This window comes from uncultured Friedmanniella sp. (genome assembly GCF_964244285.1).
Lineage (GTDB): Bacteria > Actinomycetota > Actinomycetes > Propionibacteriales > Propionibacteriaceae > Microlunatus.
In genome coordinates this window covers 1-13,012 of the sequence record NZ_CAXTHT010000024.1, presented here as the reverse complement: position 1 = coordinate 13,012, position 13,012 = coordinate 1, and the positions used below count along the sequence as shown (strand labels likewise).

19 protein-coding genes are annotated in these 13,012 nt (G+C 70.5%); 16 read left to right on the top strand and 3 right to left on the bottom strand.

Annotation, left to right across the window (positions count from 1 at the left end):
• On the top strand, positions 1-689 hold a 689-nt coding region (locus tag ACFE7W_RS20870; protein WP_375426756.1), incomplete at its 5' end, for an RNA polymerase sigma factor.
• 79 nt (positions 690-768) lie between these two features.
• Positions 769-1,326, top strand: coding sequence for an anthrone oxygenase family protein (locus ACFE7W_RS20865; protein WP_375426755.1), 558 nt, complete (start codon positions 769-771; stop codon positions 1,324-1,326).
• 17 nt (positions 1,327-1,343) lie between these two features.
• Here ACFE7W_RS20865 and ACFE7W_RS20860 read toward each other — a convergent pair whose 3' ends face one another.
• Entirely contained in the window at positions 1,344-1,670 is a 327-nt protein-coding gene (locus ACFE7W_RS20860; RefSeq protein WP_375426754.1) for an Ada metal-binding domain-containing protein, read from the bottom strand.
• 171 nt (positions 1,671-1,841) lie between these two features.
• Here ACFE7W_RS20860 and rnhA point away from each other — a divergent pair, with 171 nt between their 5' ends.
• The 4 genes from rnhA (at position 1,842) to ACFE7W_RS20840 (ending at position 4,472) form a co-directional block, all read left to right on the top strand.
• A complete protein-coding gene (gene rnhA / locus ACFE7W_RS20855; RefSeq protein ID WP_375426753.1) occupies positions 1,842-2,312 on the top strand; it encodes a ribonuclease HI in 471 nt (156 codons plus the stop codon).
• A gap of 230 nt (positions 2,313-2,542) precedes the next feature.
• Positions 2,543-3,025: a sigma-70 family RNA polymerase sigma factor gene (locus tag ACFE7W_RS20850; RefSeq protein ID WP_375426752.1), complete on the top strand. Its 483-nt coding sequence runs from the start codon at positions 2,543-2,545 to the stop codon at positions 3,023-3,025.
• Positions 3,025-3,642 (top strand): hypothetical protein, encoded by a 618-nt coding sequence (locus ACFE7W_RS20845; protein ID WP_375426751.1) that lies wholly within the window; start codon positions 3,025-3,027, stop codon positions 3,640-3,642. The genes ACFE7W_RS20850 and ACFE7W_RS20845 overlap by 1 nt, the downstream gene beginning before the upstream one ends.
• Positions 3,639-4,472, top strand: coding sequence for a hypothetical protein (locus ACFE7W_RS20840; RefSeq protein ID WP_375426750.1), 834 nt, complete (start codon positions 3,639-3,641; stop codon positions 4,470-4,472). Before ACFE7W_RS20845 ends, ACFE7W_RS20840 begins: the two co-directional genes overlap by 4 nt.
• Before the next feature lie 36 nt (positions 4,473-4,508).
• On the opposite strand, the gene def is transcribed toward ACFE7W_RS20840, so the two are convergent.
• Entirely contained in the window at positions 4,509-5,132 is a 624-nt protein-coding gene (def, locus tag ACFE7W_RS20835) for a peptide deformylase (protein WP_375426749.1), read from the bottom strand.
• Positions 5,133-5,325: 193 nt separating this feature from the next.
• Between def and ACFE7W_RS20830 the strand changes: the two genes are divergently transcribed.
• Both ACFE7W_RS20830 and ACFE7W_RS20825 read left to right on the top strand, forming a co-directional pair.
• Complete coding sequence (locus ACFE7W_RS20830) at positions 5,326-5,949, top strand: ClpP family protease (RefSeq protein ID WP_375426748.1); 624 nt, start codon at positions 5,326-5,328, stop codon at positions 5,947-5,949.
• Positions 5,946-6,539 (top strand): ClpP family protease, encoded by a 594-nt coding sequence (locus ACFE7W_RS20825; protein WP_375426747.1) that lies wholly within the window; start codon positions 5,946-5,948, stop codon positions 6,537-6,539. Before ACFE7W_RS20830 ends, ACFE7W_RS20825 begins: the two co-directional genes overlap by 4 nt.
• On the opposite strand, the gene ACFE7W_RS20820 is transcribed toward ACFE7W_RS20825, so the two are convergent.
• A complete protein-coding gene (locus tag ACFE7W_RS20820; protein ID WP_375426746.1) occupies positions 6,540-6,881 on the bottom strand; it encodes a helix-turn-helix domain-containing protein in 342 nt (113 codons plus the stop codon).
• A gap of 98 nt (positions 6,882-6,979) precedes the next feature.
• Between ACFE7W_RS20820 and ACFE7W_RS20815 the strand changes: the two genes are divergently transcribed.
• The 8 genes from ACFE7W_RS20815 to ACFE7W_RS20780 all read left to right on the top strand — a co-directional run bounded on the left by ACFE7W_RS20815 (position 6,980) and on the right by ACFE7W_RS20780 (position 12,749).
• Positions 6,980-7,759 (top strand): isocitrate lyase/phosphoenolpyruvate mutase family protein, encoded by a 780-nt coding sequence (locus tag ACFE7W_RS20815; protein WP_375426745.1) that lies wholly within the window; start codon positions 6,980-6,982, stop codon positions 7,757-7,759.
• Positions 7,760-7,894: 135 nt separating this feature from the next.
• A complete protein-coding gene (locus tag ACFE7W_RS20810; protein ID WP_375426744.1) occupies positions 7,895-8,035 on the top strand; it encodes a hypothetical protein in 141 nt (46 codons plus the stop codon).
• A gap of 101 nt (positions 8,036-8,136) precedes the next feature.
• Positions 8,137-8,385: a hypothetical protein gene (locus ACFE7W_RS20805; protein WP_375426743.1), complete on the top strand. Its 249-nt coding sequence runs from the start codon at positions 8,137-8,139 to the stop codon at positions 8,383-8,385.
• 759 nt (positions 8,386-9,144) lie between these two features.
• Positions 9,145-9,747: a PadR family transcriptional regulator gene (locus ACFE7W_RS20800; protein ID WP_375426742.1), complete on the top strand. Its 603-nt coding sequence runs from the start codon at positions 9,145-9,147 to the stop codon at positions 9,745-9,747.
• Positions 9,740-10,432: an ABC transporter ATP-binding protein gene (locus tag ACFE7W_RS20795; protein ID WP_375426741.1), complete on the top strand. Its 693-nt coding sequence runs from the start codon at positions 9,740-9,742 to the stop codon at positions 10,430-10,432. The genes ACFE7W_RS20800 and ACFE7W_RS20795 overlap by 8 nt, the downstream gene beginning before the upstream one ends.
• Positions 10,429-11,778, top strand: a complete 1,350-nt coding sequence (locus tag ACFE7W_RS20790) for an FtsX-like permease family protein (RefSeq protein ID WP_375426740.1) — start codon at positions 10,429-10,431, stop codon at positions 11,776-11,778. Before ACFE7W_RS20795 ends, ACFE7W_RS20790 begins: the two co-directional genes overlap by 4 nt.
• Entirely contained in the window at positions 11,775-12,254 is a 480-nt protein-coding gene (locus tag ACFE7W_RS20785; protein WP_375426739.1) for a hypothetical protein, read from the top strand. The genes ACFE7W_RS20790 and ACFE7W_RS20785 overlap by 4 nt, the downstream gene beginning before the upstream one ends.
• Positions 12,255-12,458: 204 nt before the next feature.
• Positions 12,459-12,749: a DUF1330 domain-containing protein gene (locus ACFE7W_RS20780; protein ID WP_375426738.1), complete on the top strand. Its 291-nt coding sequence runs from the start codon at positions 12,459-12,461 to the stop codon at positions 12,747-12,749.
• Positions 12,750-13,012: the final 263 nt, after the last annotated feature.

Below are 13,012 nucleotides of genomic sequence, written 5' to 3'. Positions count from 1 at the left end.
TGCGTCTGGTCGTCAGCCTGGCCAAGCGCTACACCGGCCGCGGCATGCTCTTCCTGGACCTGATCCAGGAGGGCAACCTGGGCCTGATCCGTGCGGTCGAGAAGTTCGACTACACCAAGGGCTACAAGTTCTCCACGTACGCGACCTGGTGGATTCGTCAGGCCATCACCCGCGCCATGGCCGACCAGGCCCGCACCATCCGCATCCCGGTGCACATGGTCGAGGTCATCAACAAGCTCGCCCGGGTACAGCGTCAGATGCTGCAGGACCTGGGCCGCGAGCCCACCCCGGAGGAGCTCGCCAAAGAGCTCGACATGACGCCGGAGAAGGTCGTCGAGGTGCAGAAGTACGGCCGCGAGCCGATCTCCCTGCACACACCGCTCGGCGAGGACGGCGACTCCGAGTTCGGGGACCTGATCGAGGACTCCGAGGCGGTCGTCCCGGCGGATGCGGTGAGCTTCACCCTCCTGCAGGAGCAGCTGCACGACGTCCTCGACACCCTGAGCGAGCGTGAGGCCGGCGTCGTCTCGATGCGTTTCGGCCTGACCGACGGCCAGCCCAAGACCCTCGACGAGATCGGCAAGGTCTACGGGGTCACCCGCGAGCGGATCCGCCAGATCGAGTCGAAGACCATGAGCAAGCTGCGGCACCCCTCGCGTTCGCAGGTCCTGCGCGACTACCTGGACTGAGCTGACGCTCGCACATGGTCCGACCAGGTGCGGCGGGTCAAGGCGGGTCCCGGAGCCGGGTTCCCGGTGAGTCGCGCCTGTGCGCCTCGCCATCGGGTCACAGGTCGTCGACATGGTCAGCCAGCTCCGCGTCAGCGAAGATCGCCTCATGACCTTTGGCACGACGATCGCGCGGTACTCCAGCCTGATGCTGGCGGCTCTTTCCACCGGTGTGCTCTTCGGGACCAAGACCAGCTTGGGCCCCTCGACCAGGGACTTCACGGCCGCCACCTATATCGAGATGCAGCAGGCAACGGTGCGCAACCTCCGGCCGGTCATGGGGACTCTGCTACCAGGTGCAGCCGCCGGGAACGTCTTGGTGTTGGCTCTGACCGCTGGTGAGCGTCGCTCACCAGCGTGGGCGCTCACAGCGGGCGGCCTTGCCGCTCAGCTCACGGCCCTCGCCTTGACGGGCGCAGTCGAGCTGCCGATCAACGCCCAGGTCCTGACGTGGTCGCCAGAAGACCCACCGCCCGGCTGGCAAGAACTGAGAGACCGCTGGGACAGGGTCCACACCGGCAGGACCGTCGCCGCCGTCCTCGGCCTGGCCTGCCTCGCTGCGGCCACCTTCCAGAGCGACACGAAGGTCGGCCCGTAGTTCAGCGACAACCACCCTTACCGGCGGGCACTCGCGAGTTGGTCCGAGCCATCACCGCTGGGAACGGCCGAAGGGTGCGTGCCGGCTTTCCAGTGGCGGTACTGCTCGGGCAGACAGGCACCGCAGGGCCGGAAACCAGCGGCGACGGCGGTCTGCTCGTCGGCGAAGAACACGCGATCGCGTACGTATCCGCCGTGGGCGAGCGCCCGCAGCGCGGCCGGACAGTCGAGGAGCCCGTAGACACGGCTGGTCCGGTGGCCGCCGAGCTTGCCGGGTCGGTGGCTTCGCACAGCCGTCCCGTCGGGGCCGATGAGGGTGTAGACGGTCACCGGCGCCAGAGCCACGAACGCACTCTGCCCGAAGTGCCGGCTCGTCCGCCACCTCGGAGACCGAGGCGAACCAGATCTCCCGGCGGCGGGCTGCTGCTGGGTGCGGCGGCCGTTCCGCTCCGGAATCCCGTCGGGAGCGCGGTGCCGGTCGCGGCTGAGAAGCGGGGCACCTGGGATGATCGGCGGGTGGACGCGGTCGAGATCTGGAGTGACGGAGCCTGCAAGGGCAACCCCGGCGTGGGCGGCTGGGGAGCCCTGCTGCGGGCGGGCGGCCACCAGCGAGAGCTCTACGGCGGCGAGCGGGTGACCACCAACAACCGGATGGAGCTGACAGCGGTGATCGAGGCACTCCGGGCGCTCACGAAGCCGTGCGAGGTGCAGCTGCACGTCGACTCCACCTACGTGATGAACGGCCTCAACCAGTGGCTCCCGGGCTGGAAGCGGAACGGCTGGAAGACCTCGGCCAAGAAGCCGGTGAAGAACGAGGACCTCTGGCGCTCGCTCGACGAGGAGGTCGCCCGCCACACGATCACCTGGGTCTGGGTCAAGGGCCACTCGGGCGACCCGGGCAACGAGGCCGCGGACCAGCTGGCCAACCGGGGCGTCGAGGAGGTTCGCAGCCGCGGTACGGATGTGCCCGTGGTGGCGTCGGCCTGACGCTGTGGGACTGGCCTTGGCTGGTCGGAAGCGCTCGCCGGCGCGCGGTCCTCGTGGACGGTGGTGCTCGAAGAATCGGACGGGGTGGACCTGACGGCTACTCGTAGCCGGCGGTCGGCCCTGCCGCGGGGCCCCAGTTCCACTCCGCCTGGGGAGCCCTGCCAAGAAGGTTGGGTCTCGCCCTCAACGCTCGAGGCTGTGCCAGCGTCATACCCGCAGGAGGGGGCCGGATGCAGTGGGAGCCGTTCGAGGAGTTCGTCGCCCAGACGACTCCGTCGCTGCTCGGTCGCGCCCGCGCTCTGACCGCCGACCCGCATGACGCCTGGGATCTGGTCCAGGAGACGTTGGTGCGGATCGGTGAGCGCTGGGAGCGGATCGAGGACCCGGCTGCTTACGCGAGCCGGGTCATGACCCGGCTCAACGTCGACCGGGTCCGGCGGCTGCGACGGGACCTGGGGCTCCGTCAGCGACTCGCTCCGCCGGGGTCCGTACCTCCGCCCGAGGACGGCCCCGAGGCCTGGCTGGTCGAGGCGCTGCACGGTCTCTCTCCACACCAGCGGACGGCGTTGGCCCTGCGCTACCTCGACGACCTGGACGTCGCCGCGATCGCCCGGGAGCTGCGCTGCCAGCCCGGGACGGCGCGTAGCCACCTCTCTCGTGGCCTTGCGCGGCTCCGAAGTGCCGCCCCGACCAGACACCTCGAGGAGACCTGATGACCATGGGAGATGACAAGGCGTTCACCTCGGCCTACGCCGAGCTGGCCCGCCCAAGGGTTCCCGCCGAGGAGCCGGTGGCGGCGGTCCGGGGTCGGCTGCGCCAGCGTGCGCAGCGTCGGAGGGGTCTCGCTGCGCTGGCGATCGCAGGTGTGGTGGCCGTCGTCGGCGTCGGCATCCACATCGGCGCCGGCCCGTCGTCGGCTGGTGGTGCCGACGCCAGCGGAGCGGCGGCCGCACCACCGACGGGCGCGCTGCGCGCCGACACAGGCGGTCTGGCGCAGAGCTGCGCCGTCGGCTACACCCCCCAGACCCTCGGGCAACGAGAGTGGGCCGCGGACGCCACCGTCACCAGGATCGGCGGCGGGAGCGGGACCGTGACGGTCGACCTCGCCGTGCATACCTGGTTCCGAGGCGGCTCGGGCGACTCGCTCGAGGTCCGGCTGCCGAGTCCGCGAGCCGAGAGCGAGGACGAACCACCGCGTTACGCCGTGGACACGCGGCTGCTGCTGAGCGGGTCCCGGTCGAACGGTGGATGGCAGCCGTCGGCCTGCGGGTTCACCCGCTACTACGACGACCACACCGCCGCCGTCTGGGCCAAGGTGTTCAGCCGATGAAAGCGGTCGCCGTCGGCCTCGTGGCGGGGTTGCTGCTCACCGCGTGTGGCCGCGGCGTCGTGGTGGACGCCGTCCCGCAGGCCACGCCCTACGAAGGTCCGTTGTCCGTCGAGGTCACGGCGGCGCCCGAGGACGAGGACGCCGACCGGAGTGGTGCCGCCGGTCGGGTGGTCGACTGCGACGGGCCGCCCGTCGGAGACTCCGTGCACCCTCCCTACGAGGACACGGTCAGCCGCAGCCCGGCCGCCGCTCTGAAGCGAGAGCTCCGTGCACCGAACCGGGGCGCGACCAGCGGCCTGCACGAGGCGCGGCGCGAGGCCGACCGGGTGCTCTACACCTTCGTGGTCGACGGGCGGGTCAGGCAGGCGGTCATCGTGCACCGTGGCCCTGCTGTCGGGGGAGACGTGGGCTGGCACGCCGAGTCGTGGGCCCGCTGCGACTGGGCGGAGCTGCCGCCGGCCCTGGCTGAGGCCCAGGGCCTCGCGGTGTGGACCGACCCCTCGGGGAGGCGCCTTCCCACCAGCCAGGTGTCGTCGAGCCGCGGTCCGGAACACTGCGGCTGGCAGGACATGGTCTTCCTGAGCCTGAACGGGGGCGACCTGAACGACGGCGAGTCCTACGTCGAGCATCCGGACCCAGAGCTCTACCCCGACTACTTCGCCGTCCCGTACGCCGCGGCCGGCGTCCTGCCTGCCAAGACCCGCGACACCCGCTACGAGCGCGACGGACGGCACGTGTGGCTGGCTCCGGACCACAGTCGCGCCTACGTCGGGACCCCTTCCTCGGTCGCGGTGTGGCCGCGTGTGATCCAACCGCTCGGCTGCGCCTGAGCAGCTCATCGCGTCCTGCGGCGCCACGACGGGCCGCTACGACCGGGCGGTGCTCCCGGCGCGGAGCGGCGCGTGCGGGCTGTAGCGGATCTCGGGCACCACGCCTCCGCTCCACTCGGCCTCCCGGATCGCGGCTTCGGCCGCCTCCCGCGTTCGCGGGTCGAGCCGGTCGACGAACAGGATGCCATCGAGATGGTCGGTCTCGTGCTCGATGATGACCGAGAGCCGTCCGTGCCCCTCGACCCGCAGCGGTTCGCCATGCATCGTGAAGCCCGTGGTGAGGACCTGCAGGTGGCGGCGGCAATCGAAGGGAAGGCCGGGGATCGAGAGGCAGCCTTCCTGACCGACCTGCTCCTCGTCTCCGACCACCTGAACCAGTGGATTGACCACGTGGCCGATCTCGCCCTCCACGACGTAGGTGAACACCCGCAGGCTCACGCCGATCTGCGGTGCCGCGATCCCACCGCCGTTCGCGTCGATCATGGTCTCGGAGAGGTCCCGGACCAGGTCGCGCAGCTCCTTGTCGAAGTCGATGACGGGCGCGGCCTTCTGCCGCAGGATCGGATCGCCGAAGAGCCGGATCGGTCTGATGGCCATGGTGCTCTTTTCGTCGGAACTCACGTACAGGCACTCGTCGAGCGGTGCCGTCCAGTGGATCATGCAACAGCCGGGGGAGCCTGGCGGGGTGGCCGGGTTCGGGGGCACGGGGTCGGGGGCACGGGGTCGGACGCAGCAGGTTTGACCCAGCCGGGGTGCCCCGCCCAGGCGGCCACGCGGCCACGCTGCTCAGGGCAGCGCTGCTGGAGGCAGCGCGGCCTGGGCTGGCGCCCACCATGCTCGCAGGCTGGTCCGCATGAGCGACGACGACACCACCGACCCACAGTCCGCCCTCGACCGGGGTCTCTACCAGCTGCTGCTGGAGCGGCGCACCCTCGTGCTGGGCGAGCCGCTCGAGCAGCACAACAGCAACCGGCTCTGCCACGCCCTCCTGTTGCTCGCCGCAGAAGACCCGGTCGCCGACATCCACCTGCTGATCAACTCTCCCGGCGGCTCGGTGCCCGGGATGCTCGCCATCCGTGACTGCATGCTCACGATCCCCAACGACGTCGCCACGATCAACATCGGCATGGCCTACAGTGCCGGGCAGTTCCTGCTCTCGGCCGGTACTCGGGGCAAGCGGTGGTGCATGCCGCACGCGAAGGTGCTGTTGCATCAGGGGTCGGCGGGCATCGGTGGCTCCGCGATGGACATCGCCATCCAGGCCGACGACCTGCGCCACACGCGCGACACCGTCCTCGGCCTGATCGCCGCCGACACGGGGCAGCCCGTCGAACGGATCGAGCGCGACTCGCAGCGCGACCGGTGGTTCACCGCCGAGGAGGCGCGAGCGTACGGCTTCGTCGACGCGGTCATCAGCGGGCTCGACGACGTGCTGCCCGGCCGGCGCCGGCCAGTCGGGGTGGCGGTCGCGCGATGACCAGCTACACCATCCCCTACGTCACGCTGCAGACCACCCGCGGCGAGCGGACGGTCGACGTCTACAGCCGGCTGCTCGCCGAGCGCATCGTCTACCTCGGCACCGGGATCGACGACGGCGTGGCCAACGCGGTCATCGCCCAGCTGCTGCATCTGGAGAACGAGAACGCCGAGGCCCCGGTGGCGCTCTACCTCAACTCACCCGGCGGCTCGGTCCCGGCCACGCTCGCGATCTACGACGCGATGCAGTTCATCGGCCCGCCGGTGGAGACCACGTGCGTTGGTCAGGCGGCGGCGACCGCCGCGCTGCTGCTGGCCGGTGGGACGCCCGGTCGGCGCAGCATCCTGCCCCACGGCCGGGTGCTCATCCACGCTCCCGCCGCCGAGGGGCGCGGGACGGTCCCCGACCTGATCCTGGAGGCCGACGAGGTGGCCCGGGTCCGCGCACTGCAGGAAGAGATCCTCGCCGCCCACACCGGGCGCAGTGCTGCGCAGGTTCGGGACGACACCCAGCGGGACCTCGTGCTCGATGCGCAGGCGGCGGTCCGCTACGGGGTGGTCGACCTCGTGTTGCCCTACCGAGGTACGTGATCAGGCGGCCGCGGCCGTCGCCACCCAGGCAGCGAGGGCGACCGGGCCGGTCGGGCGGCCTCCGGTGACCCTGAGGACCGATAGCCGGCCGGACGAACGCTGGGTCAGGTCCAGGACCCGCAGGTTCAGGGCACCGGCCAGGGCAGCGAGAACCTCCGAGGACGGGTCCTTGCGGCCGCGCTCGATCTCGGAGAGGTACTGCGGGGAGACTCCGGCCCGCTCGGCGACATCGGCGATCCGCTCGCCGCGCCGCCGCCGTTCCTCGCGGAGCTGGGCTCCCACCACCTCGCGCCACAGCGGCTCGGGGTCCGGCCGCCGGCGGAACGGCACCACCGTCGTCATGAGTGGACCGTAGTACGCCGACGGAGGCGTGTCTGCCCTCGACGGGGTAGATCCGCCGAGAGCGGAATGTCCGCCCGCTCTCACCGGTTGGACCCGGCGTGACCAACCTCTCTGCCCGGGCCCGAACGCTGCTCGACCTCCACACCGCGCCGGAGATCCTCGTCCTGGCGAACGTGTGGGACGTCATCTCCGCGCGGGCCGTCGCGGCGCTGCCCGGCGTCCGCGCCCTGGCGACCGCCAGCCACTCGATCGCCGCGACCTTCGGCTACGAGGACGGCGAGAACATCCCCCTGGAGCTGCACCTCGACATGGTCCGCCGCATCGTCGACGCGGTCGACGTCCCGGTGACCATGGACTTCGAGGCCGGTTACGGCGACGCCGGTGAGACGGCCCGTCGAGCGATCGAGGCCGGCGTGGTCGGTGGCAACCTCGAGGACCGGCTCAAGCCCCTCGACGAGGCCGTCGCCGCCGTCGAGGCCGTGCTCGCGGCCGGCCGCGACGCCGGCATCGACTTCGTGCTGAACGCGCGGACCGACGCGGTGGTGCTCGCCGGCGACCGGCCGCGGGTGCAGGTGCTGGACGAGGCGATCGAGCGGGGCCGGGCGTTCCTGGCCGCCGGGGCCCCCGTGGTCTTCGTGCCGGGGCTGGTCAGCCGCGACGAGATCCAGACCGTGGCCGACGCGCTCGGACCGCAGAAGCTGAGCGTCATCAGCGTTCCCGGCGTCTCGCTGCCCACCCGTGAGCTGCAGGATCTTGGCGTCGCCCGCGTCTCCACCGGCCCCTTCACCCAGCGCGTCGCCCTGACTGCGCTGCAGGATGGGGCGACCGCCGTCCTCGGTGGCGGCACCCTGCCCGAGGGCACGCGCGCGCTCAACTGAACTCCCTCGCGGCCGGTCATCCCTCGCGGCCGGCCCTGCGGACACTCACGTCGACCAACGGCGGGTACGCGCCTCGCTCCTCAGGCGTCGTCGGTGACCCAGTCCGGTGGCGGGTCAGCGACGAATCTCACGGCCGTGAGCTCGACCCCGGAACCAGCAGTCCTGATCGAACTCGGCGATGTCGTCGATGAGGATGTCCCGGACCGGCAGGTCCTCCGCCAGCTTCCAGAGCCATTCGGTCCAGAAGTGATGACGACGGCCAGCCACAACGTGTGAATGATGCTCGCGTTACACGCCGGGAGGCTAACCAGCCGGGCGCGCGCCGTCAGCCAACGTGAACGACAATGCCGAGCCATGAGGGCCTATCGTGAGCCATGGTGTTAGCGGCGCGCGTGTTCGTGGTCAGCTTGGTCGTCACCGTGATCGCAGGCTTGATAGCGGCCTTCCAGGCTCACTCTGATGCAGTTCCTGGTGCTGACCAGGCCCTGCTGCTGAGGGCGCAGTTCCCGGCGATGGTCGCGGTCGGATGCTTCGTCTTGGGTGGCGTTGCCGGTGCTGGTCTGGCCGTGTTGTGGGGCGTGACCCAGGTCGTCAACCAAGCGGTGGAGATCGTGAAGAGTCCTTGACCGGTCAGTGTCCTCCGAGTATCTGGGCGGTCGGGCTCGCGGTCATGCCTGGCCACTCTCGCGTTCACCTGAGCTGGCGCCTCACGAGAATCTCCTGAGGTGGAAGCGAGGATGCCGCGTTGACTGACGACCGGCCGCTGACGGAGTGGGAAGCGCGGGTGGCGAGGGCCAAGAGCGAAGGCACCTGGTTCGGCCCTGACGAGGAGCCCAGCCCCTACCCCCTGCGGGTCAGACGACTCCGTTTCTGGTGCGCCTTCTCGCTGGCTCTGGTCACGATGATGGTCCTCGGTGCGCTGCTGCACATCGCTTGGGGTCGTCCCGGCTCACCGATCAGCGGCGGCGCTCTGGTCGATGGCCTGTTCCGAAGTCTCGTTCCTGCGTTCTTCGTGGGCTGGTCTTCCACCCGACCGCCACGGAGGAAGCGCGATCCCTCCCGATAGCCGAGCGCGACCGCCGCTGCTGCCTCCATCCGCTGTCGTCGGTCGACCTCAGTGACGAAGGCGTGGACGACCGGATCGGGAGCCTCGATGCGGGCCAGCGACCCCGTGGGAGCGGGCTCCTGCCCACCGGGCGCCGCGGTCGGTTGGACCTGCACCGGCCCAGGGAGTCGAGTCGGCGAACCGATCCCTCGCTGCGTCCACCACTGACGGTACCGATCTCGAGTCGGACCGCGGCCGTGAGCACGTCAGCGGCCGGTCCCCGTGCGAGGACATCATCTGACTACTCACCTTGACTAGTCATCTGGTGTATTGTCCCGGCATGGCGCTGTCGCATCTATTCCTCGGACTCCTCGAGGAGGGTCCGGTGCACGGGTATGACTTGAAGTCACGGCTGGACCGGCGGTTCGAGGGCTCGAAGCCGCTGCCGTTCGCGCAGGTGTACGCGACGTTGAGCCGGCTGCAACGTGACGAGCTGGTCGAGGTCGCCGAGGTGACTCAGGAAGGCGGTCCCGAGAGGACGGTGTACGTGATCACCGAGGCCGGACGGGACGTCCTGGATGACTGGCTGGCGACCACCGAGCCCGCCGGGCCGTATCCGGCCGGCGAGCTGGCTCGGAAGGCGATCATCGCTCTTCATCTGGGCGCGGACTCGGCCGGCTTCCTGCAGCGCCAGCGCGCGGTCCATCTGAGCCGCATGCGAGAGCTGGTCCGGACGAGGATCCAGACGGAGGACCCGTCGGCACGCCTGGGGATCGACTACGCCATCAACCATCTCGACGCCGATCTCCGCTGGATCGAGACGGCGACGTCCACCAGCGTGGCGGCTCACCGTCCGCCCTCCCGGGCGATCTACTCCACTTCGGTTGCAGCGCACGACCATTCACCTTCTGACGGCACGAGCGGAGGAGCCAGCGATGAGTGAGCCGTTGCTGAGTGGGCGAAACCTTCGGAAGGCCTACGACCGGACCAGCGCCCTGGACGCTGCCTGGTTCGACCTCTCAGCGGGGGAGATCGTGGCGGTCACAGGTCGTTCGGGCAGCGGGAAGTCGACGTTGATGCTCTGCCTCGCCGGGGTGCTGCGCCCCGACAGTGGGGAGGTGAGCTTCGACGGCGTTCGCGTCGACCGGCTGTCGGAGGCCGAGCGGTCGCTGCTGCGGCGCCGCGAGTTCGGCCTCGTTCTGCAGTTCGGGCAGCTCCTGCCCGAGCTCACCGTTGACGACAACGTCGCCCTGCCCCTGCTCCTGGACGGACGGCCGCGCCGTGACGCTCGCTCGGCGGCCCGGATGTGGCTCGAACGCTTCGGCGTTGCCGAGCTGGCCCTGGCCCGCCCTGGGCAGCTGTCTGGCGGTGAGCTTCAGCGGGTGGCGCTGGCGCGGGCCCTGGTGACCGGGCCGCGCATCGTGTTCGCCGACGAACCTACGGGCGCGCTCGACTCGGCCGGGACGCAGCAGGTGCTGGAGCTCGTCCTCGACACTGCTCGGCACGAGGGGATGTCGGTGGTGCTGGTCACGCACGACAACACCGTCGCCGCCTTCGCCGACCGCGAGGTCGTCCTCGCCGATGGATGCACGACCTCCGTCAGCGCGTTCGGTCCGGGTGCATCGTGAACGTGCTGGTGCTGCTGCTCGTCCGGGGCCAGCGCCCTCGCCGGCTCGTGGGCGTTGCCGGATGCGCCGGGCTGGTCGCCGCGCTCCTGCTGCTGGCCGTGGCTGTGCTGCGCCTGCCGGACGAGGTCGAGGAGTACCTGTTTCCCTTGCTCAGCGACTCGGGGTTACGCCCCGGTGTGGTGTTGGCCCTGCTCTTGCTCACCGCGCCGGTGCTCCTGCTGCTCTACCAGCTGCTCCGGCTCGGTACCACGGCACGGCTGCGCCGTCTTGCGGTCCTGCGTGTCGTCGGCGCGACGCCCACGCAGGTTCGGCTGCTGTCCTCCGCGGAGCTGGTCGTCCCCGCCCTGGCGGGGGCCGCTGTGCTGGGTCCGGCGATCTATGCGTTGCTGCGCCTCCTGTTCGGCGGCACCCGCACGGTGGACAACGGATTCTTCAACCCGATTCGCATGAGCGGCGGGTTCGTGCCCGTGACGGTCGCTCCCACCCTGGCTCAGGGGGTGCTCGTCGTCGTCCTCGTCGCAGTGGCGTGTGGTGTGGTCGGCTGGATGGTGTCGCGCGACGTCGTCACCTCGGCGCACGCCCTCAGCCGCCGCGCCTGGTCGCGACGCCCACGCCCATGGCCGCTGCTGCTGCTCGCCGTTGCGTTCGCGGTCGCCATCCCACTGCTTCAGCACACTGTTGTCGTCGTGGCCGGGGTCGGGCTGGCCGCCGTGGGACTACTGCTGAGCGGCCCCTGGATCGCCGCCCGGGCCGGCCGACGGGCGTCCGAGCGGGCGGGCACCGTCGAGCAGCTGCTCGCCGGCGCCCGTGCAGACGCCGACCCGTGGGCTGCGGGCCGCGCCGTGGCCCCTGTCGCCGTTGTCGGTCTGGTCGCCGCCGGTGCCGCCGACGTCCTGGTCGACGTGGTGACCGGCGGCGGGTTGCAGTTCTTCTTCGTGATCTCACTCGCCCTGGTGGCGCTGGCGTTGCTGGTGGTGCTCACGTTCGTCGTGCTCGCCCTTGCCACCCACGGCGTCGAGACGTTGTCGGAGCACCGCCGCTCGACAGCGTCCCTTGCCGCGGCCGGAGCCCCGCTCGACGTTCTGCACCGCTCGCTCGTCGTCGAGGCCCGCCTCCTCGCTCGACCCGCCGCCACGTGGGGACTCGTCGTCGGCACCGCTGCGATCGCAGCCGTGACCTATCCGTGGAGTGTCGACGACCCGAGCCTGCCCGCGCTCCTCCTCACCGCGGCCGCGGTGCTGCTGCTCCTGCTGGGTCTCATCGAGGTCGCCGCTCGTGCCGCCGCTCGGTTGGTCCGCCCATGGCTCCTGGACGCCGTCAGTCCCGACGGGCTCCGTACCGAATGAGCGCTCGCATCGCCGCGCCGGCCCCCTGGCCGCCCACCTCGACCGCTCTCGACGCGGAGACGGCCCGCCACCACCGCGTCCGGGTGACGCTGATCCAGCTTCTCAGCAACGCGACTCCCGCCGGATGGTTCGTCACCGACTCGTCCACCTGTACCGCCGGCACCACCTCGGTGCCCCTCGACATCGCCGTCAGAGCTGACGCTGGCCTTCATCGACTCGACATCCCCGTCCTCTGCGTCGACATCAGCGGCTGTCCAGGCACGGTCGAGGACCGCGATGTGCCCAGGCGCCAGCACAGCCTTGCCAGTCTCGGCGTCGATCACTACTGGAACCTCAACACGGCCTCCAGGACGCTCGAGGTCTACGTTCGCGCCGACAACGACTACCGACACGCCGAGACCGTGACCCACAGGGACTGGCTCGACTACAGCATCGGTGTCGTGGACATCGACCTTCCCCAGCTCCTGGAGGTGTGAGCCGGCAGGTCGACCGGCGCAGCACGCGCAGCCGACAAGGCGTCCCGCGCCCCCCGGTCAGTCGTCTGCCGGGTCGAGGCAATCAGCGCCGCCGGGTTGCTGAGGCGGGAGAAGCACCCTCACGTACTGGTCGTGGACGCCATGGCTGGCGCTCAGGCCGTCGGCTCTGGTGCCTCATCTGCAGCGGTCGGACAGAATGGCACCATGACGGCATACTGGCTCAGCGTTTACCGGGAGATCTTCGACCAGGCCAAGGTCGACGCGTACGCGCGGCTTGCCGGGCCCGCGCTGGAGGCGTCGGGCGGGACGTTCGTCGCCCGAGGCCTGCCCGAGCAGACCTACGAGGCTGGCGAGGCCACCCGTACCGTGCTCATCGTCTTCGACTCCGTCGACGCGGCCCGCGCCGCCTACGACAGCCCGGCCTACCAGGAGGCCCTGGCCGCTCTCGACGGCGGCGCCCGGCGCGACATCCGGATCGTGAACGCGACCTCCTGACCGACATCGGGTAGACCTGAGCCGCGACTACCTGGCTCAGGTCTACCCGATGAGCCTCGGTCCAACCGGGGGCAGACGGGCCACCGGCGCGGAGGGACGGATCGGCAGGGGCGACAGGTGAGCACCTGGCCCGTGCCGGTGGGGGCGGGCGAACAGCGAAACGGCCTCTGACTAGTGGGTTACCTAGTCAGAGGCCGTTCGCCTACGGGTAGCGGGGACAGGATTTGAACCTGTGACCTCTGGGTTATGAGCCCAGCGAGCTA

Coding starts and splice junctions, on each gene's coding strand:
- def (WP_375426749.1), bottom strand. CDS start 5,132: ATGATCCACTGGACGGCACCGCTCGACGAGTGCCTGTACGTGAGTTCC.
- ACFE7W_RS20800 (WP_375426742.1), top strand. CDS start 9,145: ATGGCGCTGTCGCATCTATTCCTCGGACTCCTCGAGGAGGGTCCGGTG.
- ACFE7W_RS20850 (WP_375426752.1), top strand. CDS start 2,543: ATGCAGTGGGAGCCGTTCGAGGAGTTCGTCGCCCAGACGACTCCGTCG.
- ACFE7W_RS20795 (WP_375426741.1), top strand. CDS start 9,740: ATGAGTGAGCCGTTGCTGAGTGGGCGAAACCTTCGGAAGGCCTACGAC.
- ACFE7W_RS20780 (WP_375426738.1), top strand. CDS start 12,459: ATGACGGCATACTGGCTCAGCGTTTACCGGGAGATCTTCGACCAGGCC.
- ACFE7W_RS20785 (WP_375426739.1), top strand. CDS start 11,775: ATGAGCGCTCGCATCGCCGCGCCGGCCCCCTGGCCGCCCACCTCGACC.
- ACFE7W_RS20830 (WP_375426748.1), top strand. CDS start 5,326: ATGAGCGACGACGACACCACCGACCCACAGTCCGCCCTCGACCGGGGT.
- ACFE7W_RS20840 (WP_375426750.1), top strand. CDS start 3,639: ATGAAAGCGGTCGCCGTCGGCCTCGTGGCGGGGTTGCTGCTCACCGCG.
- ACFE7W_RS20825 (WP_375426747.1), top strand. CDS start 5,946: ATGACCAGCTACACCATCCCCTACGTCACGCTGCAGACCACCCGCGGC.
- ACFE7W_RS20845 (WP_375426751.1), top strand. CDS start 3,025: ATGACCATGGGAGATGACAAGGCGTTCACCTCGGCCTACGCCGAGCTG.
- ACFE7W_RS20820 (WP_375426746.1), bottom strand. CDS start 6,881: ATGACGACGGTGGTGCCGTTCCGCCGGCGGCCGGACCCCGAGCCGCTG.